This window comes from Cellulomonas sp. Leaf395 (genome assembly GCF_001424125.1).
Taxonomy (GTDB): Bacteria; Actinomycetota; Actinomycetes; order Actinomycetales; family Cellulomonadaceae; genus Cellulomonas.
This window is the reverse complement of record NZ_LMQI01000005.1, coordinates 844029-866180: the sequence shown is the minus strand read 5'-3', so window position 1 is coordinate 866180 and position 22152 is coordinate 844029. Positions and strand designations below refer to the sequence as shown.

The 22152-nt window shown below is 72.8% G+C and carries 22 protein-coding genes and 1 riboswitch; of the genes, 15 read left to right on the top strand and 7 right to left on the bottom strand.

The features are described 5' to 3' along the window. Positions 1 to 56: 56 nt before the first annotated feature. The 3 genes from ASG23_RS18550 to ASG23_RS18540 form a co-directional block, all read right to left on the bottom strand. Positions 57 to 797, bottom strand: a complete 741-nt coding sequence (locus ASG23_RS18550) for a GAF and ANTAR domain-containing protein (protein ID WP_157465743.1) — start codon at positions 795 to 797, stop codon at positions 57 to 59. 72 nt (positions 798 to 869) lie between these two features. After that, positions 870 to 1544: a GAF domain-containing protein gene (locus tag ASG23_RS18545; RefSeq protein ID WP_056028030.1), complete on the bottom strand. Its 675-nt coding sequence runs from the start codon at positions 1542 to 1544 to the stop codon at positions 870 to 872. Continuing rightward, entirely contained in the window at positions 1541 to 1843 is a 303-nt protein-coding gene (locus tag ASG23_RS18540; protein WP_056028028.1) for a hypothetical protein, read from the bottom strand. Before ASG23_RS18540 ends, ASG23_RS18545 begins: the two co-directional genes overlap by 4 nt. A 171-nt stretch (positions 1844 to 2014) precedes the next feature. Between ASG23_RS18540 and ASG23_RS18535 the strand changes: the two genes are divergently transcribed. From ASG23_RS18535 to ASG23_RS18515, 5 genes are all read left to right on the top strand, one after another. Then, complete coding sequence (locus ASG23_RS18535; RefSeq protein ID WP_157465742.1) at positions 2015 to 3085, top strand: fatty acid desaturase family protein; 1071 nt, start codon at positions 2015 to 2017, stop codon at positions 3083 to 3085. A 149-nt stretch (positions 3086 to 3234) separates the two neighbouring features. Further along, a complete protein-coding gene (locus ASG23_RS18530; protein WP_056028026.1) occupies positions 3235 to 4251 on the top strand; it encodes an iron-containing redox enzyme family protein in 1017 nt (338 codons plus the stop codon). Then, positions 4248 to 4457: a CDGSH iron-sulfur domain-containing protein gene (locus ASG23_RS18525; protein ID WP_056028024.1), complete on the top strand. Its 210-nt coding sequence runs from the start codon at positions 4248 to 4250 to the stop codon at positions 4455 to 4457. The genes ASG23_RS18530 and ASG23_RS18525 overlap by 4 nt, the downstream gene beginning before the upstream one ends. Next, positions 4454 to 4993: a hypothetical protein gene (locus ASG23_RS18520; protein WP_235521235.1), complete on the top strand. Its 540-nt coding sequence runs from the start codon at positions 4454 to 4456 to the stop codon at positions 4991 to 4993. The genes ASG23_RS18525 and ASG23_RS18520 overlap by 4 nt, the downstream gene beginning before the upstream one ends. A gap of 5 nt (positions 4994 to 4998) precedes the next feature. Next, the gene (locus tag ASG23_RS18515) at positions 4999 to 5730 is read left to right on the top strand and encodes a glycosyltransferase family 2 protein (RefSeq protein WP_056028626.1); all 732 of its coding nucleotides are present in this window, start codon (positions 4999 to 5001) and stop codon (positions 5728 to 5730) included. On the opposite strand, the gene ASG23_RS18510 is transcribed toward ASG23_RS18515, so the two are convergent. Further along, the gene (locus ASG23_RS18510; RefSeq protein WP_056028623.1) at positions 5675 to 6184 is read right to left on the bottom strand and encodes a GNAT family N-acetyltransferase; all 510 of its coding nucleotides are present in this window, start codon (positions 6182 to 6184) and stop codon (positions 5675 to 5677) included. The two genes, ASG23_RS18515 and ASG23_RS18510, sit on opposite strands and share 56 nt — an antisense overlap. Positions 6185 to 6296: 112 nt before the next feature. Continuing rightward, positions 6297 to 6417, top strand: a riboswitch (SAM riboswitch). A gap of 279 nt (positions 6418 to 6696) precedes the next feature. Between ASG23_RS18510 and ASG23_RS18505 the strand changes: the two genes are divergently transcribed. The 10 genes from ASG23_RS18505 to ASG23_RS18460 all read left to right on the top strand — a co-directional run bounded on the left by ASG23_RS18505 (position 6697) and on the right by ASG23_RS18460 (position 18947). After that, positions 6697 to 7851 (top strand): LLM class flavin-dependent oxidoreductase, encoded by a 1155-nt coding sequence (locus ASG23_RS18505; RefSeq protein ID WP_056028020.1) that lies wholly within the window; start codon positions 6697 to 6699, stop codon positions 7849 to 7851. 8 nt (positions 7852 to 7859) lie between these two features. Next, positions 7860 to 9275, top strand: coding sequence for an NtaA/DmoA family FMN-dependent monooxygenase (locus tag ASG23_RS18500; RefSeq protein WP_056028018.1), 1416 nt, complete (start codon positions 7860 to 7862; stop codon positions 9273 to 9275). Positions 9276 to 9314: 39 nt separating this feature from the next. Next, positions 9315 to 10961, top strand: a complete 1647-nt coding sequence (locus tag ASG23_RS18495; RefSeq protein ID WP_056028015.1) for an ABC transporter substrate-binding protein — start codon at positions 9315 to 9317, stop codon at positions 10959 to 10961. Further along, positions 10958 to 11905, top strand: coding sequence for an ABC transporter permease (locus tag ASG23_RS18490; protein ID WP_056028013.1), 948 nt, complete (start codon positions 10958 to 10960; stop codon positions 11903 to 11905). Before ASG23_RS18495 ends, ASG23_RS18490 begins: the two co-directional genes overlap by 4 nt. Before the next feature lie 18 nt (positions 11906 to 11923). Further along, the gene (locus tag ASG23_RS18485) at positions 11924 to 12823 is read left to right on the top strand and encodes an ABC transporter permease (protein WP_082516324.1); all 900 of its coding nucleotides are present in this window, start codon (positions 11924 to 11926) and stop codon (positions 12821 to 12823) included. Continuing rightward, a complete protein-coding gene (locus tag ASG23_RS18480; RefSeq protein WP_056028011.1) occupies positions 12820 to 14496 on the top strand; it encodes a dipeptide ABC transporter ATP-binding protein in 1677 nt (558 codons plus the stop codon). The genes ASG23_RS18485 and ASG23_RS18480 overlap by 4 nt, the downstream gene beginning before the upstream one ends. After that, positions 14493 to 15353 carry a DUF1684 domain-containing protein gene (locus ASG23_RS18475; RefSeq protein ID WP_056028009.1) on the top strand — a complete coding sequence of 287 codons (861 nt, stop codon included), beginning with the start codon at positions 14493 to 14495 and terminating at the stop codon, positions 15351 to 15353. The genes ASG23_RS18480 and ASG23_RS18475 overlap by 4 nt, the downstream gene beginning before the upstream one ends. A 182-nt stretch (positions 15354 to 15535) precedes the next feature. Then, entirely contained in the window at positions 15536 to 16702 is a 1167-nt protein-coding gene (locus ASG23_RS18470) for an LLM class flavin-dependent oxidoreductase (protein ID WP_056028007.1), read from the top strand. A gap of 27 nt (positions 16703 to 16729) precedes the next feature. Continuing rightward, entirely contained in the window at positions 16730 to 17836 is a 1107-nt protein-coding gene (locus ASG23_RS18465) for an LLM class flavin-dependent oxidoreductase (protein WP_056028005.1), read from the top strand. A 10-nt stretch (positions 17837 to 17846) separates the two neighbouring features. Next, positions 17847 to 18947 (top strand): LLM class flavin-dependent oxidoreductase, encoded by a 1101-nt coding sequence (locus tag ASG23_RS18460; RefSeq protein WP_056028003.1) that lies wholly within the window; start codon positions 17847 to 17849, stop codon positions 18945 to 18947. Between the two features lie 91 nt (positions 18948 to 19038). Here the strand turns inward: ASG23_RS18460 and ASG23_RS18455 are convergent, their stop codons facing one another. From ASG23_RS18455 to ggt, 3 genes are all read right to left on the bottom strand, one after another. Continuing rightward, complete coding sequence (locus ASG23_RS18455; RefSeq protein ID WP_056028001.1) at positions 19039 to 19581, bottom strand: flavin reductase family protein; 543 nt, start codon at positions 19579 to 19581, stop codon at positions 19039 to 19041. Next, positions 19578 to 20150: an NADPH-dependent FMN reductase gene (locus ASG23_RS18450; RefSeq protein ID WP_056027999.1), complete on the bottom strand. Its 573-nt coding sequence runs from the start codon at positions 20148 to 20150 to the stop codon at positions 19578 to 19580. Before ASG23_RS18450 ends, ASG23_RS18455 begins: the two co-directional genes overlap by 4 nt. A gap of 145 nt (positions 20151 to 20295) precedes the next feature. Then, positions 20296 to 22086: a gamma-glutamyltransferase gene (ggt, locus tag ASG23_RS18445; protein ID WP_056027997.1), complete on the bottom strand. Its 1791-nt coding sequence runs from the start codon at positions 22084 to 22086 to the stop codon at positions 20296 to 20298. Positions 22087 to 22152 lie beyond the last annotated feature (66 nt).

The window sequence follows — 22152 nt, the reverse complement described above, 5'->3', positions numbered from 1 at the left end:
ACGCTAAGCCCGTTCCGCCGACCTCGCCACCCGAGCCGCCGCCGCTCGTCGGGCGGTCAGGACGTCCGCTCGTGGAACGTGTCGGAGCCCTTCGGCGCAGACCCTGTCACGGACTCGATCAGGCTGGCGGCGAGGTCGCGGAGCTTGACGTTGCGGTGCTGCGACGCCGAGCGCAGGATCTCGATTGCCCGGTCCTCGGTGCACCGGTTCTGCGCCATGATCACGCCGATCGCCTGGTCGATCACCGAGCGGGACACGATGGCGGCGCGCAGGTCGGCGTTGAGCTCGGTCTGGTCCGTGCTGCGCAGGTAGAGGTGCATCGCCCGGGCGATCTGGTCCGCGTACAGGTGCGCGACGGGCAGCACCTGGTCGTCCCAGGCGTCCGTCGCCCGGGCGTAGAGGTTCAGGGCGATGGCGACCCCCGGACGGACAGGGCTCGGGACGGCGGCGACCGAGCGGAAGCCGCGGCTCAGCGCGGCGTCGCGCCATGCCGGCCAGCGGGAGTCGACGGCGAGGTCCGCGGACGCCACGACCCTCCCGAGCCGGAGGGCGTCGAGGCACGGCCCGTCGTCCGCGGCGTACTCGACCTCGTCGCACGCCGCCGACAGGGGGTCGCTCGCGGCGACGGCGTACGGGCGACCGTGCCGCTGCATCGAGACGGTCGCCGCTGCAGCCGGGCCGATGTGCTCCGCAGCCGCCCTGGCGACGCCTTCGACGAACCCCTCCAGCGCGGGCGTCGCGAGCAGCAGGTCCTGCAGCTCGTCGAGCAGTGCGGCGCGGTCGAGCGGGTCGTCCATGGCGTGCTCCGTCGTCCAGCGGCCGGCCGGTGCCGCGGGTGCCGGCGTGCACACGCCGACGGCGCGGCCGGGTCATCGATCCTGCGAGCGTAGAACGGCGCGGGCCGCTTCCGCATCGGAGATGCCGATCCGCTCGGCGCCCTCGCCGAGCATCCTGCGAGCCGTGGGCAGGGGAACGCCCTCGGAGGAGCCGATCGCACCGGTCGCGCGGTCGATGGCCCGTCGGTCGTCGAGGCGTCCGGGGCTCGCGAACGCCTCGTCGAGCGAGCGGAACCCGAGGTCGGCGTTCGCGGTGCTGTCCGGTGCGCTCGCTCCGACGATGTCGGCGACCAGCGTCTCGAGACCGTCGAAGGCCGCCGGCTCACCCGCGTAGACGCTGACCGTGCCGACGAGCGAACCCTGCGTGATCACCGGCATCGACAGCGTGCTGCGGACCCCGTGCTCGCCGGCCACGGTCGACAGCTCACGCCAGCGAACCTCGTCCAGCACGTCCGCCGCGGCGTCCGCGCGGTGGGCCTCACCGCGAGCGGCGGGCACTCGCGCCGTCTCGAGGGCGGCCGTCTCCCGCCTCGTGGCGAGCACGGTGAACGTGAGGTGCTCGTCGAGGAGCGAGTAGCTGACCCCGACGCACGACGGCACGACGGCCCGGAGGCGTTCTGCCGCGTCGGCCATCGACGCGGCCAGGTCGCGGTCGGACGTCTCACCGAGCCTGCGCAGCGCGACGTAGGTCTCCGGGAGCAGCTTCATCGCACGTGTGCCGGCTCGGACGCCGCCGCGGCGGGTGCCCCGACGTCCTCGGCCGCTCGCCACCCGACGACGGTCACGGTGCAGGTGCTCGGGGCGAGCGCGACGACCTCGGTCAGGAGCTCGCTCGCCAGGAACCCGGGGCGGGCCTGCGACAGGTCGATGTCGATCTCGTGGCAGCCGTGCGCGACCAGGGCGAGCAGGCGAGTACGCAGGTCGGCCAGATGGGGCGCCCAGAGCTCACCCTCGGCCGAGATGTGGGCGGTGTCGGGTGGATCCGTGACGACGAGGAAGTTCGGCATCTTGACGCTCCAGCGCGTCGATGGGCGGCCGCCTCCAGACCTGACTGCGAGCGTACGCCCGGTTGCGGTCCCGCGGGGGAGGGCTACCGTGGAAAGAGGTCAGGACCGGGCCGCGGTGCGTCGTAGACGACCAACGTCGCAGACGCAGCAGACGCAGCCCCAGGAGTCCCGATGACCATCCCCACCGCGGCGGAGACCGCACGCCAGTCCGGCAGCGACTTCACCGAGCTGATGCACACCGTGCAGGGCAGCGGGCTGCTCCGACGCCGGTACGGCCACTACTGGACCCGGTTCGTGGTGCTCACCGCGGTCCTCGTCGGGCTCGCCGCGCTGTTCCTGCTCGTCGGCGAGTCCTGGTGGCAGCTGCTGGTCGCCGCGGCACTGGCTGTCGCGTTGGGTCAGGTCATGTTCCTCGGGCACGATGCCGCGCACCGCCAGATCTTCCGCTCCGGGCGCTGGAACGACTGGGCGAGCCTGGTGCTCGCCAACCTGTACGCGGGCATGAGCTACGGCTGGTGGAACCGCAAGCACAGCCGTCACCACGCCAAGCCGAACACGGTCGGCGCGGACGGCGACATCGCGAGCGGCCCGCTCGTCTTCACCACCGCCGACCTGGAGCGCCCCCGGACGGGTCTGGCCGGGTGGTTCGCGCAGCGTCAGGGCTGGTTCTTCTTCCCGCTGCTTCTGCTCGAAGGACTGAACCTGCACGCGGCCGGGGTCCGGACGGTCCTGGGCCGGGCGCCGGTGAAGCGGCGTGCCGTGGAGGTCAGCTTCCTCGCGCTCCGCATCGGCGGCTACCTCGGCGTCGTGTTCTGGTTCCTCCCGGTCGGGATGGCGTTCGCGTTCCTCGGCGTCCAGCTGGGTCTGTTCGGTCTCTACATGGGCGCCACCTTCGCGCCGAACCACAAGGGCATGCCGATCGTCCCTGCGTCGCTGAAGCTCGGCTTCCTGCACCGGCAGGTGCTGCTCAGCCGCAACATCAGCGGGGGACGGCTGGTCGATTTGTTCATGGGAGGGCTCAACCTCCAGATCGAGCACCATCTCTTCCCGAGCATGCCCAGTCCTGCGCTGCGGGCCGTCCAGCCCCTCGTGCGGCAGTTCTGCCTGACGCACGACGTCGCCTACACGGAGGCCACCCTCACGCAGTCGTACGGGATCGTCGTCCGCTACCTCAACCGGGTCGGTCTGGCGGCGCGCGACCCGTTCCAGTGCCCGCTGGTGGCCGCACGCGCCGCTGTCTGAGCCCTGACGAGCGGTCGCCCGGGCCTCAGGGGCGTTCCGTCGGTGTGCGCGGCCTCCGCTCCGGTTGCGGACGGCGCGACACGTGCGACGGTGAACGCGAGGCTTGCTCCAGAACCGGGCGGGTGCACGCACCAGGACGGATCTCGACCATGAAGCTGCCCGCACCCCGGGGACCCCTCGGGGCGTCCCTGACCGATCTGCTGGTGCACCCGCCACGAGACACGGGCATCGTCGACGACGTGGTGCTCACCCGCTGGCGTGACGCGGCGGCGACCGCCGACCCGCTCACGGACGACGACCTCCAGCTGACGTTGTGGACGCTCTACGCGCTGCACTACCGCGGCTTCGAGGGCGTGGACGACGCGTGGGAGTGGGACCCGGACGTCCTGCGCCTGCGCCGCGTCCTGGAGGACGCCTTCGAGGCTTCGCTGCGCGACAGGGTCGCCGTCCCCGGGGGCACCGCCGCGGCGCGGGAGGCCGTCGCGTCCGCACTCTTCGCGATGACCGCTCCCGGCCCAGGCCCGAGCGTCGCCCGCTACGTCAGCAGGTCGGCCGACGCGACGCAGGCCGAGGAGTTCCTGATCCACCGGTCGCTCTACACGCTCATGGAGGCCGACCCCCACACGTGGGCGATCCCGCGGCTGTCCGGGGTGCCCAAGGCCGCACTGGTCGAGGTGCAGGCCGACGAGTACGGCGGGGGGCGGCCGGAGCGCATGCACAGCGCGCTGTTCGCCCGGACGATGCGCGGAGCGGGGCTGGTCGACGAGTACGGGTACTACGTGGACCGGCTGCCCGCCGTCACGATCGCCGCGCTCAACCTCATGTCGCTGTTCGGGCTGCACCGTCGGTGGCGGGGCGCGATCGCCGGTCACCTCGCGGCGTTCGAGATGACGTCGTCCCTGCCGAACCGGCTCTACGGGGACGGGTTCCGACGGCTGGGCCACGATGAGGGGACCACCGACTACTTCGACGAGCACGTCGAGGCCGACGCCGTGCACGAGCAGATCGCCGGGCGGGACCTGGCGGGACGGCTCGCGGAGGAGGAGCCCGAGCTCGTCGGCGACATCCTCTTCGGCGCCGCGGCCTGCCTGTACCTCGACGAGCTGGTCGGCCGGCACCTGCTCGACGCCTGGTCGGCGGGCACGTCGTCGCTGCGTGCGGCATGACCGGCCGCGCACCCCAGCCGGCCACGATCGAGGCGTGCCCGAACGGTCCGCTCCTCGTCCGTGGCGACGTGGAGCTGGTGGACGGGGACGGACGGCCGATCGAGAAGCGTCGGCGGACCGTCGCGCTGTGCCGGTGCGGGTCCTCGGCGATCGCTCCGTTCTGCGACGGGAGCCACAAGGCGATCGGCTTCGTCACCCCCTCATGAGCGAGATGACCGGTCCGGTAGCGCGGCTCGTGCCCGGCGACGTCGTCCGTGCGCTCGCGCTCGTCAGCGTCGCCGTCGGCACCTGGCGCTCCGGTCTCGTCGCGACTGCCCTCTTCCTGCTCGTGCTCGGCGGCACGATGGCGCCGCGGGCGATCCGCGCGCCGGCGGTCCTGGACGTCGCGTACTGCAGCACCATCCTGTTCGCCGCCTGGGCCGCGCAGCTCGACTGGTACGTGGCCGTGAGCTGGCTCGACGTCGTGGTGCACGCGGTGACGACGGGCCTGGTCGCGGTGATGAGCGTGCGGGCGCTGCAGGCCTGGGGCGTCATCGACGCAGGGCGGTCGCACGGGGAGCTCGCCCTGCTGGTCCTCGGCCTCGGTGCGGTGCTCGCGGTGCTGTGGGAGGTGGGGGAGTGGGCCGGCAACGCCTGGTTCGACCGACGTATCCAGGTGGGGTACGCCGACACGATGGGCGACCTGGCCGCAGGGCTGACCGGCAGCGCTGTGGCCGCGGTCGTCGTGGGCCGGCGCCCGTGAGCAACATGCCAGGACTCACCGTCTCGGTCGTCATCCCCGTCCGCGACGACGCGATCGCGCTGGCAGCATGCCTCGAGCGGCTCCGCCGGCAGACGGTTCCGCCGTGGGAGGTGCTCATCGTCGACAACGGCTCCACGGACGGCACCGCGGCGGTCGCCGCAGCATGGGGCGCGCGCGTGGTCGAGGAGGCGCGGATCGGCATCCCCTCGGCGGCAGCGACCGGGTACGACAGCGCTCGCGGCGACGTCATCGCGCGGCTCGACGCCGACTCCCGACCGGACGAGCGGTGGGTCGAGCGGATCGTCGCGTCGATGACCGCGGACCCGGGGCTCGACGCCGTGACGGGCTCGGGGCAGTTCTTCGACCTCCCGGTGGTGCTGCGGGCAGGCGTCTCGGGGGCCTACCTCGGTGCGTACTACGTCCTGGCGCACCTCGCCCTCGGCCACACCGCGTTGTGGGGGTCGTCGATGGCGGTGCGCCGGCAGGCGTGGCTCGCCGTCCGCTCACGCGTGAGCCGCGACGACTCGGAGGTGCACGACGACCTCGACCTCGCGTTCGCCCTCGGACCCGGGCGGCGGATCCGGTTCGACCCGATGCTGCGGGTGGGGGTGTCCGCCCGGTCCCTGCGTGGGCACGCGCAGCGGGTGCGCCGGTTCGACCGGGCGTGCCGCACCCTGCGCCTCAACTGGCGGGTCGCGCCGCCGTGGGACCGGTGGCGGGCACGTCTGGCGCGGTGAGCGACAGCCGGTAGAAGACGCTGTGGGGGTCGAGGACGTAGTCGGCGAAGGGCGGGCACGGGACGAACCCGGCGCGCTCGTACAGGCGTCGGGCGGGCGCGAAGTAGTCCTGCGTGCCGGTCTCCAGGTGCACCGTCCGGACGCCCCGGCCTGCCGCGGCGGCGAGCACGTGCGCCAGCACCGCGGCGCCCACACCCTGCCCGCGGGCCGCGGTCGTGGTCCGCATCGACGTCAGCTCGCTGTCCGTCGGTCCGAGCTCCTTGAGCGCCGCGCACCCGAGCAGCGCGCCGCTGCTGTCCCGGGCGGTCCAGAACCTGATGCCCGGTGCCGCGAGCGCGGAGGGGTCGAGCGCATGCACCGACTCGGCGGGCGACGTCGCGTACATGTCGGTGAGGTGCTCGCCGAGCAGGGTCAGCACGTCGGGTGCGGTGGGCTCGTCGGGGGAGATCGTGATGGCCACGCGCCGATTCTTCCACCACCTGACGGGACGACCGGTCCCACCATCTGGACTTTTCGGCGCCAGTATTGACTCGGCACCGAACTTTCTCTACTTTCCCGACCTGTTAGGTCATGAATTCCAGCAACGAGCCCCGGCTTGCTGGGTGGCAACCCTCCTGCGTGTGGGGTGCCCCGGGTGACGACCTGGTCCTGCACGAGCGCCCCGCTCGTGCCCGACAACGACGCAGCGCCCGCTCGGCGGGCACGAAGGGACGCACGATGAGCACGGACGGTCAGCCCGCTGCGGTTCCCGGCGGCCTCTCGCGCCTGTCCTCGTGCTGTCCCGGCGCCGGGTCCGGCGCGCTCAGCACCTGTTGTCGCTGACTCTCTGCCCGGTCTGCCCCGCCTGACCGGCCCCCGACGAGCCACCCGATCGACGGCCCGGCCGTCTCGCGCGCTCGCCCCTCCCACGCACCGATGGCCGCGCCCAGTGCGCCCGCCTCCGCGACTCATGAACGGACCCCTGCCATGGCACGACCTGCCTCCCCCCTGCCCCTGCACCTCGGCGTCGACCTCAGCGACGCCGGCGCCCACCCCGCCGCCTGGCGCACGCACGGTTCCCAGGCCCAGCGCCTCTTCGACGCCGAGCGGCTCCAGCACCTGGTCGACACTGCCCAGCGCGGCACGCTCGACCTCGTCGTGATCGACGACTCCTTCTCGTTGCAGCCCTCCCGCTTCACGACGCTGCGGGGTCGCCTCGATGCTGCACTCGTCGCCGCGCGGCTGGCGCCGCGGTCCCGGGGCATCGGTCTGGTGCCGACGGTCGCGACGACGCACACCGAGCCGTTCCACGTGTCCAAGGCGATCGCGACGATCGACCACGTCAGCGGCGGCCGGGCCGGTTGGCAGCTCGGGTGGTCCGCCGACGACCAGGACGCCACCCACTTCGGCCGCGGGCCGGCACTGTCCGAGGCTGCCGCCGTGGCCGAGGCCGAGGAGGCCGTCGAGGTCGTCTCGGCGCTGTGGGACAGCTGGGAGGACGACGCCGAGATCCGCGACGAGGCGACGCACCGGTACGTCGACCGCGCCAAGCTGCACTACGTCGAGCACGACGGCGTCCACTTCGCGGTCAAGGGCCCGTCGATCACCCCGCGGCCCCCGCAGGGTCAGCCGCCGATCGTGGTGCGGGTCGGCTCGGACGAGTCGTTCGGCCTCGCCGCCCGGCACGCCGACGTCGTCCGGATCAGCGCCACCAGCCGCGACGAGGCCCTCGACCTGCGGCTGCGGCTGCGGGCCGCCGCCGCCGCGGCGGGTCGCGAGCCCGGTGACCTGCGGGTCCTCGTCGACGCGTTCGTCGTGACGGGGCCCGACCAGGACAGCGCGCGCGCTCGGCTGGACCTGCTCACCGAGCTCGAGGGCGTCCGGTGGGACACCGACTCCATGACGCACGTCGGGACGGCCCGCGAGCTGACCGACACGTTCCTGCACTGGTGGGAGATCGGCGCCGTGGACGGGTTCGTCGTCCGGCCCTCCTCGCTGCACACCGACCTCGACGCCCTCGTCGACGGCGTCGTGCCGATGCTGCGCACCGCACGGGCGTTCCGGGAGCATTACAACGGCCCGACGCTGCGCGACCAGCTGGGCCTCACCCACCCGGTCAACCGCTACGCCGCGATCGCCTGAGCCCCGCGATGACCACCCCCACGCCCCGCAAGCAGATCCACCTCGGCGCACACTTCCCCGGCGTCAACAACACCACCGTGTGGAGCGACCCCCGCTCCGGCAGCCAGATCGACTTCGCGTCGTTCGAGCACCTCGCCCGCCGCGCCGAGGCCGCCCGGTTCGACTTCTTCTTCCTCGCCGAGGGCCTGCGCCTGCGCGAGCACAAGGGGCAGATCCATGACCTCGACGTCGTCGGCCGTCCCGACACGCTGCCCGTGCTCGCCGCGCTGGCGGCGGTCACGGACCGGATCGGGCTGGCGGGCACGATCAACACGACGTTCAACGAGCCGTGGGAGCTGGCCCGCCAGTTCGCGACGCTCGACATCCTGTCGGGCGGGCGTGCCGCGTGGAACCTGGTGACCAGCTCGGACGCGTTCACGGGGGAGAACTTCCGCCGTGGCGGGTTCCTGCCGTACGAGCAGCGCTACGAGCGGGCGGCCGAGATGGTCGAGGTCGCTCGGGCGCTGTGGGACTCGTGGGACGACGACGCGGTGATCGCGCACGCCCGCACGGGGCAGTTCGTCCGACCAGGGTCGGTGCGCGAGGTCCGCCACGAGGGCACGCACTTCCAGGTCCGTGGGGAGTTCACCACCCCACGCGGTCCGCAGGGCCACCCCGTGCTGTTCCAGGCGGGCGACTCGGCGGACGGTCGCGACTTCGCAGCGGCCACCGCGGACGTCGTCTTCTCGGCGCACTCGACGTTCGAGGCCGGCCAGGTGTTCTTCGCCGACGTGAAGGGCCGCCTCGCTGCGCACGGCCGCACGCCGGGCGAGCTGCTCATCCTCCCCGCGACCACGGTCGTGCTCGGCGCGACCGCGCAGGAGGCCGCCGAACGGTCCCGCGAGATCCGGCTCCAGCAGGTGCCCGGCCCGACGGCGATCGCGTTCCTCGAGCAGGTCTGGGGCCGCGACCTCACGGACCACGACCCCGAGGGACCGTTGCCGCGGATCGACCCGGACGTCCAGAACATCGACATCACGCGCGGCCGGGTGCGGCACGTCAAGGACCCGCGCACCATCGCGGCCGCGTGGCGCGAGCAGGCCGACGCGAACGGCTGGTCGATCCGCCGGCTCGTCATCGAGGTGACGTCCCGCGGCGGGTTCGTCGGCACCGCCACGCAGGTCGCGGACGCCATCGACCGGCACGTGCAGGAGGACGCGTCCGACGGCTTCATCCTCGTGCCGCACCTGACCCCCGCCGGCCTGGACGACGTGTTCGACCAGGTGGTGCCCCTGCTGCAGGAACGCGGCTCGTTCCGCACCGAGTACGCGGGGCCGACGCTCCGCGACCACCTCGGGCTGACCCGCAGGGCGCCTGGCGCGACGAACTCAGCCCCTGGCACCACTCCGACCCGATCGCACGCCGACCGCGCACTCGTCGGCTGACCCACCCCACCCCGCCCACCAGAACGAAGGACCCCCGTCATGCTCCGCTCGACCCGTGCCCGTTCCGCCCTCCTGACGACGCTCGTCGTCCCCGCGCTCCTGCTGACGGCGTGCAGCTCCGGCGCCACCCCGGCTGCGGACGCGTCCGCTTCCACGACGGCCGACGCTGCGGCCGCGACGCCTGGTGGCACCCTGCGGTTCGCGCTCGGCGCGTCGCCCAGCGGTGTCGACCCGCAGCAGGTCGGCTCGAACGTCAGCATCTACATCGCCCGTCAGCTCGCCGACTCGCTCACCGACCAGGACCCCGAGACCGGCGAGATCGTGCCGTGGCTCGCCCAGAGCTGGGAGGTCAGTGACGACCTGACGCGCTTCACGTTCCACCTGCGCGACGACGTCACGTTCTCGGACGGCACGCCCCTGACCGCGACGACCGTCAAGGCCAACTTCGACTCTCTCGTCGGTGCGCTCGCGCCGACCGCCGCGCTGGCGACGTCCTACCTCGCGGGCTACCAGGAGACGACGGTTGACGACGAGCACACGGTGACGGTCGTCTTCGCCACCCCGAACGCGCAGTTCCTGCAGGCCACCTCGACCGTGTCGCTCGCGATCCTGTCGGACGCGACGACCACGGCGGACCCTGCGGCGCGGCTCCAGGGCGAGATCGTGGGGTCGGGACCGTTCGAGCTGGCGGAGTACACGCAGGACCAGGGGGCGACGATCGTGCGCCGCGACGGCTACGTGTGGCCGTCGGAGGTCTCCGAGAACCCCGGCGAGGCGTACCTCGACCAGATCGACTTCACGATCGTGCCCGAGTCGGGCGTGCGGTCCGGTGGCCTGGCGTCCGACCAGTTCGACGCCGTGGGCGACGTGCTCCCGCAGGACGTCCCGCAGGTGGAGGGTTCGGGGGGCTCGGTGCTGACGCGCACCAACCCGGGGGTCGTGTTCGTGCTCCAGCCGAACGTGAGCACCGGTCCGCTGGCCGACCCCGACGTGCGGGCAGCCGTCCAGGTGGCGATCAACCGCCAGGAGCTCGTGGACACCGTGCTGAGCGAGGCGTTCGAGCCGGCGACGAGCGTGCTCGCCAGCACGACGCCCGGCTACGCCGACCTGTCCGACGCGCTCGTCTTCGACCAGGACGGCGCCGCGGAGGCGCTCGACGACGCCGGCTGGGCCCTCGGGGCTGACGGCATCCGCGAGAAGGGCGGCGAGAAGCTCTCCTTCGACGTGGTCTACGCCCCGCTGTTCACGGGCAGCCAGGCCGTCCTCGAGCTCACGCAGCAGCAGCTCAAGGCCGTTGGTGTCGACCTCCAGGTGCGCCAGCAGACTCCTGCCGAGCAGCAGGCAGCCGTGGCTGCTGGTGACTACGACACGTACTACTACAACTCCACGCGGGCCGACGGCGACATCCTGCGCACGCAGTTCTCGTCCAAGTTCCGCAACATCAACAAGCGTCCGGCGGACACGGTTCTGGACCCGCTGCTGGACGCCCAGCTCGCCGAGGGTGACGCCGCCGCGCGCGCGGACCTGCTGGCCACCGCACAGGAGACGATCCTCGCGGACGGGTTCGCGATCCCGCTGTTCGAGCTCGCCCAGTCGATCGGTGTCGGTGCGGACGTGCACGGCCTCGCGTTCGACGCCTCGTCCCGGCTGCTGTTCCACGACACCTGGATCGGTGCCGACCAGTGACCGGCTACGTCCTGCGCCGGCTCGGCGCAGCGGTCCTGGTCCTGTGGGCGGCGTTCACCGTCTCGTTCGCGGTGCTGTACCTGCTGCCCAGCGACCCGGTGAGCATCATTCTCGACGCGGCCAACCCGGGCGGCACCGTCGACCCCGAGCAGGTGGCCGAGCTGAGCGCACGCTACGGGTTCGACCGCCCGCCGCTCGAGCAGTACCTCGTGATGCTCGGGCGGGCGGTGACCGGTGACCTGGGGGTCTCCGTGACCTCGGGCGCGCCGGTGTCGGAGCTGCTCGCCGACGCGTTCCCGCAGACGCTGGCGCTGACCAGCTTCGCGCTGGGGCTCGCGCTGCTGTTCGGCGGCGCGATCGCGGCGGCATCGTCGTGGTCTCGGTCCACCCGGCTGCGCGGCGCGCTGCTCTCGCTGCCTCCGCTGGGCGTCTCGATGCCGACGTTCTGGATCGGGCTGCTGCTGCTGCAGGCGTTCTCGTTCCGTCTGCCGATCTTCCCGGCGGTCGGCAACCAGGGCTTTCCCAGCCTCGTGCTGCCGGCCCTCACGCTCGCGATCCCGCTGTCCGCGGTGATCGCGCAGGTTCTCGCCCGGTCGATGCGGACCGCGTGGGATGCGCCGTACGTGGAGACGGCGCTCGCGAAGGGCGCCAGCCGTGGCCGCGTGCAGTGGCGGCACGTCACCCGCAACGCGGCACTGCCGGCACTGACCCTGCTCGGGATCGCCGTCGGCAACCTGCTGGCCGGTGCCGTGGTGGTCGAGACGGTCTTCTCGCGGGCCGGGTTCGGCGGGCTCGTGGAGAAGGCGGTCCGGACGCAGGACATCCCGGTCGTGCAGGGCGTCGTCGTCGTCGGTGCGCTCGTGTTCGTCGTCGTCAACCTCGTCGTCGACCTGGCCTACCCGGCGCTCGACCCGCGGATCGCCCGTACCCCGGCCACGGCCTGACACAGGGAAGGAACTGACATGACACTCGTCTCGCAGGCGCCCGCCGCAGTCGCGGCACCCAGCGTGGTGCCCGTACGGACGTTCCCGGTGCCGGGCCGCCGCGCCCGCCTCGCCCGCCACCCCCTGGCCCGGCCGGGCGTGCTCGCGTCGTTCGCGGTCGTGCTCGTCATCCTCGGCTGGGCCCTCGTGCCTGAGCTGTTCACGGCGGCGGACCCGCTCGTGGGCGTGCCCGCCGACAAGCTGAGCCCGCCGAGCGCGGAGCACTGGTTCGGCACCGACAACCTGGGCCGCGACCTGTACGCCCGCACCGTGCACGGCACAGGCCTCTCCCTGCAGGCCGCGCTGCTCGCGCTCGGTCTCGGCCTGGTCGCCGGTGCCGTGATGGGCCTGGTCGCAGGCTACTTCGGGGGCGTCGTCGACTCCGTGCTGATGCGGACCACCGACGTGCTCCTCGCCATCCCCGGCCTGCTGCTCTCGCTCGCGGTCGTCACCGCGCTCGGGTTCGGCACGCTCAAGGTCGCGATCGCCGTCGGTGTCGCGGAGGTGGCCACCTTCGCACGCGTCATGCGCGCGGAGGTCCTGCGGGTGCGGACGACGACCTACGTCGAGGCGGCCGTCCTGGCGGGCGCGCGTCGCTCGGCGGTGCTCGCGCGGCACGTGCTGCCCAACGCGGCCGCTCCGATCCTCGTGCTCGCCACCGTGCAGCTCGGGGTGATCGTGCTGGCCGTGTCGTCGCTCAGCTTCCTCGGTTTCGGGGCCGTGCCACCCACCCCCGAGTGGGGCTCGCTCGTCGCGGAAGGACGCAACTACCTCTCCGTGGCCTGGTGGTTCACCACCCTGCCCGGCCTCGTCATCGCCGCCCTCGTCCTGGCCGCAAACCGGCTCGGTCGCGTCCTCGAAGGGAGGGCGCACCGATGAGCGCCTCGACAGCACCTGTCCTGCAGGTCCGCGACCTCGTCGTGGAGTACGAGGTCCATCGCAGCAGCAGTGAGCGCGTGCAGGCCGTCCGAGGCGTCAGCTTCGACGTGCACGCCGGCGAGGTCGTCGCGCTCGTCGGGGAGTCCGGCTCCGGCAAGTCGACCACCGCGCACGCCGTGGTAGGCCTGCTGCCCGGCGGGGGCCGCGTGGTCGGCGGCAGCGTCCGGCTGCACGACGGCGAGCTGGTCGGCCTGGGCGCCAAGGCCTGGCAGCAGGTGCGTGGGGCGCGGATCGGTCTGGTGCCGCAGGACCCGGGCATCGCGCTCAACCCCGTGACCCGGATCGGCGACCAGGTGGCGGAGGTGCTCCGCATCCACGGCCGGGTGCGTCGGGCCGCTGCTGCGCAGCAGGCGGTCGAGATCCTGCGGTCCGTCGGGCTGAGCGACCCCGAGGCGCGCGCGAGGCAGTACCCGCACGAGCTCTCCGGCGGCATGCGGCAGCGCGTCCTGATCGGCATCGCGCTCGCCCTCGAACCGGCCCTCGTGATCGCCGACGAGCCCACCAGCGCGCTCGACGTCACGGTCCAGCGCCGGGTGCTCGACCTGCTCGACGACGTCACCTCGCGCACCGGGTCGGCCGTCCTGTTCATCACGCACGACCTGGCCGTGGCGGCCGACCGCGCCGACCGCGTGGTGGTGATGAAGGACGGCGAGATCGTCGAGCAGGGCCTGACGGCGCAGGTGCTCGGTTCCCCGAGCCACCCGTACACGAAGACCCTGCTGGCGGCCGCGCCGCAGCTCACGGTGCGCGAGCGGGTCGCTCCCGCGCCGGTCCCGGCGGGGGAGACGCCCCTGCTCGACGTGCTGTCGGTCAGCAAGACCTTCCGGCTGCCGGGTCACGCGGGCCGCACGGTCCAGGCCGTCGACGATGTGAGCTTCTCGATCACCCGAGGAGCGGCGTTCGGCCTGGTCGGCGAGTCGGGCTCCGGCAAGTCGACCGTCGCGCGGCTCGTGCTGCAGCTCACCGCCCCGGACACCGGGTCGGTGCTGCTGGACGGCGCTCCGGTGGCCGACGCGGCCGGTCGTGCGGTGCTGCGGCGCCGGTCGCAGCTGGTGCACCAGAACCCGTTCGCGTCGCTGGACCCCCGGTTCACGGTGGCGAAGATCATCGATGAGCCGCTGCGGTCGCACCGTGTGGGCAACAGGGCACGGCGGCGGGAACGGGTGGTCGAGCTGCTCGACCAGGTCGCCCTCGGCGCGTCCTACGCGGACCGTCGTCCCGGCGAGCTCTCGGGCGGGCAGCGGCAGCGCGTCGCGATCGCCCGCGCGCTCGCGCTCGAGCCCGACCTGCTGGTGCTCGACGAGCCGACCAGTGCACTCGATGTGTCCGTCCAGGCGCAGATCCTCGCGCTGCTCGACCGGCTGCGTCGCGAGCGCGGCCTGACGTACCTGTTCATCTCGCACGACCTCGCGGTGGTGCGCCAGGTGGTCGACCGGGTCGGGGTGATGCACGACGGCCGGCTGGTCGAGGTCGGACCGACCGAGGACGTGTTCGACGACCCGCAGGACCCGTACACCGCCGAGCTGGTCGGCGCGATCCCCGGCCGGCGCGCCGACCTCGCAGACCTCGCGGACCTCACCCCTGATGCGCTGCTCGAGAGGAGCACCCGATGACCACCCTCGCCACCGACCCGACCATCGACCTGCAGGACTGGCGTGCCGACCGCGAGGCGGCGCTCCGCCAGCCGCACGGGTGGCTCAGCCTGACCGGTCTGTACGCGCTGACCTCCGAACCGCGGACGATCCCGGGCGTGCCCGGCCGGTGGTGGACCGACGGGAACGACGCGCTCGTCCAGACCGACGCTGCCGACGGGGTCACCGAACCGCAGACGCGAGACGCGCTGGTGGGCACCTGGCAGCGGACGGTCTGCGAGGGGCTGTCGACACTGGTCGCGGCGTTCGTCCCGGCCGGACGCGACGACGTGGACCGCGTCGTCGTCGAGCTGGTCCGGCGGACCGGGCGGCTGTACCTGCGCGTGCGCGACCCGCGCGCCGCGGCTCGCACCGACTTCGCCGGCGTCCCGGCCTACGGGTACGACCCGTCCTGGGTGCTCGACGTCCCGGTGCGCTGGTACGACGAGCCGGTCCAGGTCACGGTCGGTGCGGCGCAGCACGGGCTCGTCCACCACGTGCGGCTCGTGGGCGAGATCGACATCGAGCGGGACGGCGCCGTGCACATCCTGCGGCTGACGGCGGGTCACGCGGCCGGCTCGGCGAGCGTGCTGTTCAGCGACGAGGCCGCCGACCTGGCTCCCTGGCGGATTCTGAGCCTCGAGGCCGACGCCGAGGCCGATCCCACGGCGGACACGCTGCGGATCGACCTCAACCGGACGATCAACCTGCCGTACGCGTTCAGCGACTTCGGCACCTGCCCCGCGCCGGTCGAGGGCAACCACCTGCCGTTCGCGGTGCCCGTCGGCGAGCTCGATCCGCGGGGGGCCAACCCGCCCGGTCTGCCCAGCGCGGACTGAGGCCCACAGACGAGGCGGCTTGGGGAGTCGCCTCACACGGCCGGCTGGGTGGACGGGGGTCGCCCAGCCGGCCGACCCGCACGCACAGGAGGAGCAGATGGGCGAGGACGTGGACCACCACGCCGGACCGGATGTCGCCCTCGACCGTCACCCCTGATCGTCGACCCCCACGGAGGAACCCCATGACCACGAACGTGCCCCTGTCCATCCTCGAGCTGGCGACCGTCGGCGCCGGCCAGACGGGCGCGGACGCCCTGCGCGCGACCCTGGACCTCGCGGTCGCCGCCGACCGCCTCGGCTACCGCCGGCTCTGGTTCGCCGAGCACCACCTCGCGCCGGGGGTGGCGTCGGCATCCCCTGCCGTGCTGGCGGCCCTCACGGCCGAGCGCACCCGGCGCCTGCGGGTGGGGTCGGGAGCCGTGCTGCTGGGGACCACGAGCCCGCTGATCGCCGCCGAGCAGTTCGGCACCATCGCGGCGCTGCACCCCGGTCGCGTCGACCTCGGTCTCGGTCGCGCGTTCACGCCGCCGCCCGAGGGGTTCGTCGCTCCGCCGCGGACGGAGGCGCGCGACGTCGACGGCCTGCACGTGCCTGGCACACCGCCGATCGACTTCACCGACTCGGCGCTGCGCGCCCGGCTCCTCGCGCAGAAGGAGGTCATCGGCGCCAGCCGCACCGGCCAGGACTTCCGCGCGGAGCTCGAGCTCGTCCTCGGCCTGCTCGCCGACTCCTACGTCGACAGCGCCGGGCACGCCTACGTGAGCCCGCCCGTCGCCGGTGCCGCGCTCGACCTGTGGGTCCTGGCGTCCAGCGGCGGAGAGAGCGCGCGCGTCGCCGGCGCCCTCGGCCTCCCGCTCGCCGCGAACTACCACGTGAGCCCGTCGAACGTGCTGGGCACGGTCGAGGCGTACCGCTCGGCGTTCCGGCCGGGCGTGCTGGCGGAGCCGTACGTCGTGGTCTCCGCCGACGTGCTGGCCGCCGAGACGACGGAGCGAGCACAGCACCTCGCCGACCCGTTCGCGGAGTGGGTGCTCTCGATCCGCCGCGGCGTGCAGGGGGCGATCGCCTACCCGGAGCCCGGGACGACGACCCCGTGGGAGCAGCGCAGCGCCGCCGAGCAGGACGTGCTCCGCGACCGGATCGACACCCGGATCGTCGGTACGCCTGACGAGGTCGCGGCCGGTCTGGCCACGCTGCAGCGCGTGACCGGGGCCGACGAGCTCCTCGTCACCACCGAGACGCACGACCCACGCGACCGGGTGCGCTCGTTCGAGCTGCTCGCCGGTGCGTGGGGCCTGCACGTCGGCGTGTCCGACGCCGCGTACGACCTGGTGCCCTCGGGCGCCTGACACCCCCACCACGAGAAGGAGCCCCCCATGCCTGTCGACTTCCTCGGCATCGCCACCACCAGCAACGGCTCGGAGACGCAGGTCCCCACCACGGCGCCGTTCGACCTGCGTTACCTGGAGCGGATCGTCCGCGCCCACGAGGACAACGGCTGGACCCGCGTGCTGTTCGCGTACGGCTCCAGCGGTCCGGAGCCGTCGGTGCTCGCAGCCCACGCCGCCGCGCGGCTGGACTCGATCGAGCTGCTGCTCGCGCACCGACCGAACGTCTCGTACCCCACGTTCGCGGCGAAGTCGTTCGCGACGCTCGACCAGCTCTCCGGCGGACGCCTGTCGGTGCACTTCATCACCGGCGGCAACGACCACGAGCAGCAGCGTGAGGGCGACACCCTCACCAAGGACCAGCGGTACGCGCGCACCCAGGAGTACATCCAGATCGTCAAGAAGGCGTGGACCAGCGCCGAGCCGTTCGACCACGAGGGCGAGTTCTACCAGTTCCGGGACTTCGTGCTCGACGCGAAGGCGGTCGACGGACGCTCGCCGACGATCTCGTTCGGCGGGTCCTCCGACGCCGCGTTCCGGGTGGGTGCCGCGGAGGCCGACATCTACGCCGTGTGGGGCGAGCCGCTGGACCGGACCGCCGAGCAGATCGCGCGCATCCGTCGCGAGGCCGCCGCGGCGGGACGGAGTACGCCGCCGCGCATCCACGCCGCGTTCCGGCCGATCATCGCGCCGACCGAGGCGCTCGCCTGGGAGAAGGCCCACCGGATCCTCGGTGCGATCGAGGCCCGCAAGGCTGCCGCCGGGGGAGTGCTGAGCCGGCGCCACTCGATCGACAAGCCGGAGAACGCGGGGTCGCAGCGACTCCTCGAGATCGCCGCGCAGGGCGACCGCTTCGACTCCGTCCTGTGGACGGCGACCGCGAAGGCGACCGGCGGCGCGGGCAACTCGAACGCGCTGGTCGGCACGCCCGAGCAGGTCGCGGAGGCGCTGCTGGCCTACTACGACCTGGGCGTGAGCGTCATCTCGGCCCGCGGGTACGACCTGCTCGACGACGCGATCGACTTCGGCCGCTACGTGATACCGCTGGTCCGAGAGGGCGTCGCTGCCCGCGACGCCGCGCGCGCCGCGGCCTGAGGCGACGACCATGCGCTTCCAGGTCCTCGACATCGTCTTCAACCCGCCGCACCCCGTCACGGGTGAGGCGGTCCCCCCGGCTGACCGGCTGGCCCGGGTGGTCGAGACGGCGGTGCTGGCCGAACAGCTCGGCATCGACGCGTTCGCGGTGGGGGAGCGGCACGCCGGTGAGGTGCTCTCGTCGTCGCCCACGGTGCTGCTGGGGGCGCTCGCCGCGAGCACCTCCCGCATCCTGCTCAGTACGGGCGTGACCGTGCTGTCGTTGCTGGACCCGATCCGGGTCGCCGAGGACTACGCCACCATCGACCAGCTCAGCCGAGGACGGCTCGAGATCGTGATCGGCAAGGGCAACGAGGCGCTGCAGTACCCGCTGCTGGGGCTCGACCTGGACAAGCAGTACGAGTACCTCGAGGAGAACTACGAGCTGCTCAGCCTGCTGCTCAGTCGCGAGGACGTCGAGTGGGTCGGCAGGCACCGCCCGGACCTGCACGGTGCGACGACGTTGCCCCGGCCGTTCTCCGGACCGTTCCGGATCTGGCACGGGTCGGCGACGTCGCAGTTCGCGGTCGACCTCGCGGCCAAGCACGGCGACCCGATCGTCAGCGCGAACGCCCTGCAGCCCCGCGAGAACTACCAGGTGCTCATCGACCGGTACCGGGAGCAGTACGCGGCGCACGGTCACGACCCGGCGTACGCCTTCGTCGGTTCCGGCTCCGGCGGGCTCTTCCTCGCGGACACCACCGAACAGGCCATCGAGCAGTACCGGCCGTTCTACGAGGGCGCGGTCGCGCGGCAGGACCTGCGCAAGCACGACCCGGCGGCGGTGGGCAAGGTGACCAGCTTCCGGACCATTGAGGACGCCGTCGAGCGCGGTCCGGCGCTCGTCGGGTCACCCGAGCGGGTCGTGGAGAAGATCCTCGACTACCACGCCAGCTACGGGCACGACCTGCAGTCGGTCTCGATCAACCACGTCCTCGAGCCGGCGCACCAGGACGACGTGCTGCGGCGGTTCGCGGAGGAGGTCGTCCCGCTGGTCAAGGCCGAGGTGAAGACGGATCTGTGGGGTCCGGCCGACGCCCGGCGTCCGGCAGGGTTCACCGCGATCGACTGAACGCTCAGAAGCCCCCCGCCAGCTCGGCGGGGGGCTTCTCCGTGCGTCCTGCCCGACCCCGGCCGCGTGCGCGACGGCCGGGGTCGGAGCGTCAGATGGCGGTGTGCGTGCCGATCCGGTGGTAGCTGCGGTCGTGGTACACCAGCGGCGTCGTGTCGTCGGAGGTGCCGTGCTCGAGCGCCCGCAGCGAGACGAGGTAGCTGTCGCCCACCGGCGTGCGCTGCAGCACCCGCCCACGCACCCAGGACACGGCCCCCTCGATGACGGGCTCGCCGCTGCCCAGGTCGTACCAGCCGCCCGCGGCGAACCGGTCGATGCCGCTCGTCGCGAAGCGCGCCGACACGTCGTCCTGGTCCGCGGACAGGAAGCTCACGGTGAGGGTGCGTGCGCGGGACAGGGCGTCCCACGACGAGGACGTCGACGCCAGCGAGAACGCGAGCAGCGGGGGAGCGGCGGACACGGAGATCACCGAGGTCGCCGTGAACCCGACCCGACGCTCGCCGTCCCGCAGCGCGACGACCGCGACGCCCGCGGGGTGCTGGCGGAAGACCTCCTTGTACTGCTGCGGCGAGAGCTGCGGCTCGTCCTGGTCCCGGAGCAGGCGGTCCAACGCCTGCAGCGTCTCGGCGGTCATGCGCGGGCCTCCGCCAGTTCGGCGGGGGCGATCGCGGCAACCTGGGCGCCCAGGGCGTGGCCACCTTCGGACCACCAGCGTCCGACCACCGGATCCAGGTCGGTGAGCTGCGACTCGACCAGGGTCAGCGCCCGCGTCGGCACGACGGCGCCGAGCTCGACGAGCAGGGGCCGCAGGTGGACCTCGCCGACCAGGGCGTGCGCGGGGTTGCCCGAGACCACGACGGGTACCGCGACGACGCCGGAGAGCCCGCCGGGCCCGTACAGGTCGAGGAACGCCTTCAGCAGGCCGGTGTACGAGGCCTTGTAGACCGGGGTCGCGACGACGAGCACAGTGGCGTCGGCGACGGTGCCCAGCGCCGCGTCGGCGGCCGGGTGCACGTCGGCCAGGATCTCGGCGGCGAACTGCGCGAGCTCGACGGTCTCGACGGCCTGCTCGGAGCCGAGGAGCCGTGCGGTCTCCTGCGCGACGTGCACCGCGGCGGCGGTGGTGCGCGAGCCTGCCCGGGGATTGCCCGACAGCACCACCACTCGAGCTCCGGGGTGCTGCGACGACGTCTGATAGGTCATGGCGGGGTCCTCGATCTCGGCTCTCATGAACCCGCCGCACGGTCCGCGCGGGTTCGATGCACCGGGTATAACAACAATCCCGACTTGACCAGAGGATTTAGTCAACTTTCTTGCATGGCGGACGAATGACCTCGTCAGGACGCACTCAGCGGTCCTGCACCACCGCCGCGCTGCCCCCACCGCGCCTGACCGGCTCGGCGACCGCCAGCAGCGCACCGTCCTCCAGGAACTCGATCGCGGTCGCAGCCCCGATCTCCGGGTTGTCCACGAACGTGTGCCCGAGCGCCTGCAACGGCGTCCGGTCGAAGCCCGGTTCGGCCTGGACCGCGACGGTGTTGCGCTGGGTCGCCCGTGGCGCCGCGACGGCGGCCGGCAGGTCCATGCCGAGATCCAGCCGGTTCACGAGGATCTGCAGGACGGTCGTGATGATGGTCGAGCCTCCGGGGGAGCCCAGCGCCAGGAACGGCGTGCCGTCGGCCAGGACGATCGTCGGCGCCATCGAGCTGCGCGGCCGCTTGCCGGGACCGGGCAGGTTCGGGTCGTTGCCACCCTGGGTGTCGGTGAAGTTGAAGTCGGTCAGCTCGTTGTTGAGCAGGAAGCCGCGGCCCGGCACGACGATGCCGTTCCCGCCGAGCGACTCGATGGTCAGCGTGTACGCCACCACGTTGCCCCACTGGTCCGCCGTGGTCAGGTGCGTCGTGGACTGGCCGTCGGTGCCCTCCGTGCCGACTGCCGCCGTCTCGCACGACGTGTAGTCGCCGTCGGGGACACCCGGGGCGACCGGCTTGATCAGGGCAGCAGCAGGGTCGATGAGGCAGGCGCGCTCCGCCGCGAACCCGTCCGACAGGAGATGCGCGAGCGGCACGTCCACGAAGGCCGGATCGCCGACGTACCGGTTGCGGTCGGCGAAGGCGAGGGCGCTCGCCTCCAGGTAGTGGTGCAGCGTCTGAGTCGGGTCCGCTCCGACGAGGTCCGAGGCCTCCAGGATGTTCAGCGCTTCGCCGACGGTCGACCCGCCGGACGACGGCGGAGCCATCCCGTAGACGTCGAGCCCGCGGTAGGACACGAGGGTGGGAGCACGCAGCGGCGCCTGGTAGGACGCGAGGTCACCGAGCTCCAGGAGGCCCGGGCGCACGACGAGAGTGCTGTTCTTGTGGGCGGGCGGGTCCTGGACGGTCTCGACGATGTCGTCCGCGAGCTTGCCGGTGTAGAGCGCATCGACGCCATTGCGGGCCAGCAGGTCGTACGTCTTGGCCAGGTCCGGGTTGCGGAACACCGACCCGACGGCCGGTGGAGCGCCGTGGCGCAGGTACAGGTGCGCCGACGACTTGAAGGCGGAGAACCGCGCGGTGTTGGCGGCCGTCTGGTCCGCGAACGTCTGGTCGACGACGAATCCCTTGCGCGCCACCTCGGTGGCGCCGTGCAGCGCCGTGCGCAGGTCGACCGATCCCCACTGCTCCAGGGCCGTCGCCCACGTCCTCGGGGTGCCCGGCACGCCGACCGACAGGCCCGACGTCACGGCGTCGGCGAACGGGATCGACACGCCGTTCTCGACGAACGAGTCGCTGCGCATCGCCATCGGCGCCGTCTCACGACCGTCGATGGTGTGGACCTGACCGGTGGCCGCGTCGTAGTAGACGAAGAAGCCGCCGCCCCCGATGCCCGACGAGAACGGCTCGGTGACACCCAGCGTCGCCGCGGCCGCCACGGCGGCGTCGACCGCGTTGCCGCCCTGGCGCAGCACGTCGAGGCCGACCCGGGTCGCGTCGGCGTCGACCGTGGTGACCGCCCCGCCGTAGCCGGTGGCCACCGGCACCTTGTCGCCGGGACCGGAGTGCGGGGGGCGCGCCGAGGCGGGCGCGACGCCCACCCCCAGTGCGAGAGCGACGGCGGCGACGAGCGCCACCAGCGAGCCGGTCGGCCTGGACGATCGCATGAGATCTCCTCGGGCGAGGGAGCGGGTGAGACCCGGTCTACCACTCGCCGACGAGACTGCCCAGTG

What these genes read in the sequence shown, in the direction of transcription:
- ASG23_RS18550 (WP_157465743.1), bottom strand. Translation starts at nt 797, where the DNA reads ATGGACGACCCGCTCGACCGCGCCGCACTGCTCGACGAGCTGCAGGAC.
- ASG23_RS18545 (WP_056028030.1), bottom strand. Translation starts at nt 1,544, where the DNA reads ATGAAGCTGCTCCCGGAGACCTACGTCGCGCTGCGCAGGCTCGGTGAG.
- ASG23_RS18540 (WP_056028028.1), bottom strand. Translation starts at nt 1,843, where the DNA reads ATGCCGAACTTCCTCGTCGTCACGGATCCACCCGACACCGCCCACATC.
- ASG23_RS18535 (WP_157465742.1), top strand. Translation starts at nt 2,015, where the DNA reads ATGACCATCCCCACCGCGGCGGAGACCGCACGCCAGTCCGGCAGCGAC.
- ASG23_RS18530 (WP_056028026.1), top strand. Translation starts at nt 3,235, where the DNA reads ATGAAGCTGCCCGCACCCCGGGGACCCCTCGGGGCGTCCCTGACCGAT.
- ASG23_RS18525 (WP_056028024.1), top strand. Translation starts at nt 4,248, where the DNA reads ATGACCGGCCGCGCACCCCAGCCGGCCACGATCGAGGCGTGCCCGAAC.
- ASG23_RS18520 (WP_235521235.1), top strand. Translation starts at nt 4,454, where the DNA reads ATGAGCGAGATGACCGGTCCGGTAGCGCGGCTCGTGCCCGGCGACGTC.
- ASG23_RS18515 (WP_056028626.1), top strand. Translation starts at nt 4,999, where the DNA reads ATGCCAGGACTCACCGTCTCGGTCGTCATCCCCGTCCGCGACGACGCG.
- ASG23_RS18505 (WP_056028020.1), top strand. Translation starts at nt 6,697, where the DNA reads ATGGCACGACCTGCCTCCCCCCTGCCCCTGCACCTCGGCGTCGACCTC.
- ASG23_RS18500 (WP_056028018.1), top strand. Translation starts at nt 7,860, where the DNA reads ATGACCACCCCCACGCCCCGCAAGCAGATCCACCTCGGCGCACACTTC.
- ASG23_RS18495 (WP_056028015.1), top strand. Translation starts at nt 9,315, where the DNA reads ATGCTCCGCTCGACCCGTGCCCGTTCCGCCCTCCTGACGACGCTCGTC.
- ASG23_RS18485 (WP_082516324.1), top strand. Translation starts at nt 11,924, where the DNA reads ATGACACTCGTCTCGCAGGCGCCCGCCGCAGTCGCGGCACCCAGCGTG.
- ASG23_RS18480 (WP_056028011.1), top strand. Translation starts at nt 12,820, where the DNA reads ATGAGCGCCTCGACAGCACCTGTCCTGCAGGTCCGCGACCTCGTCGTG.
- ASG23_RS18475 (WP_056028009.1), top strand. Translation starts at nt 14,493, where the DNA reads ATGACCACCCTCGCCACCGACCCGACCATCGACCTGCAGGACTGGCGT.
- ASG23_RS18470 (WP_056028007.1), top strand. Translation starts at nt 15,536, where the DNA reads ATGACCACGAACGTGCCCCTGTCCATCCTCGAGCTGGCGACCGTCGGC.
- ASG23_RS18465 (WP_056028005.1), top strand. Translation starts at nt 16,730, where the DNA reads ATGCCTGTCGACTTCCTCGGCATCGCCACCACCAGCAACGGCTCGGAG.
- ASG23_RS18460 (WP_056028003.1), top strand. Translation starts at nt 17,847, where the DNA reads ATGCGCTTCCAGGTCCTCGACATCGTCTTCAACCCGCCGCACCCCGTC.
- ASG23_RS18455 (WP_056028001.1), bottom strand. Translation starts at nt 19,581, where the DNA reads ATGACCGCCGAGACGCTGCAGGCGTTGGACCGCCTGCTCCGGGACCAG.
- ASG23_RS18450 (WP_056027999.1), bottom strand. Translation starts at nt 20,150, where the DNA reads ATGACCTATCAGACGTCGTCGCAGCACCCCGGAGCTCGAGTGGTGGTG.
- ggt (WP_056027997.1), bottom strand. Translation starts at nt 22,086, where the DNA reads ATGCGATCGTCCAGGCCGACCGGCTCGCTGGTGGCGCTCGTCGCCGCC.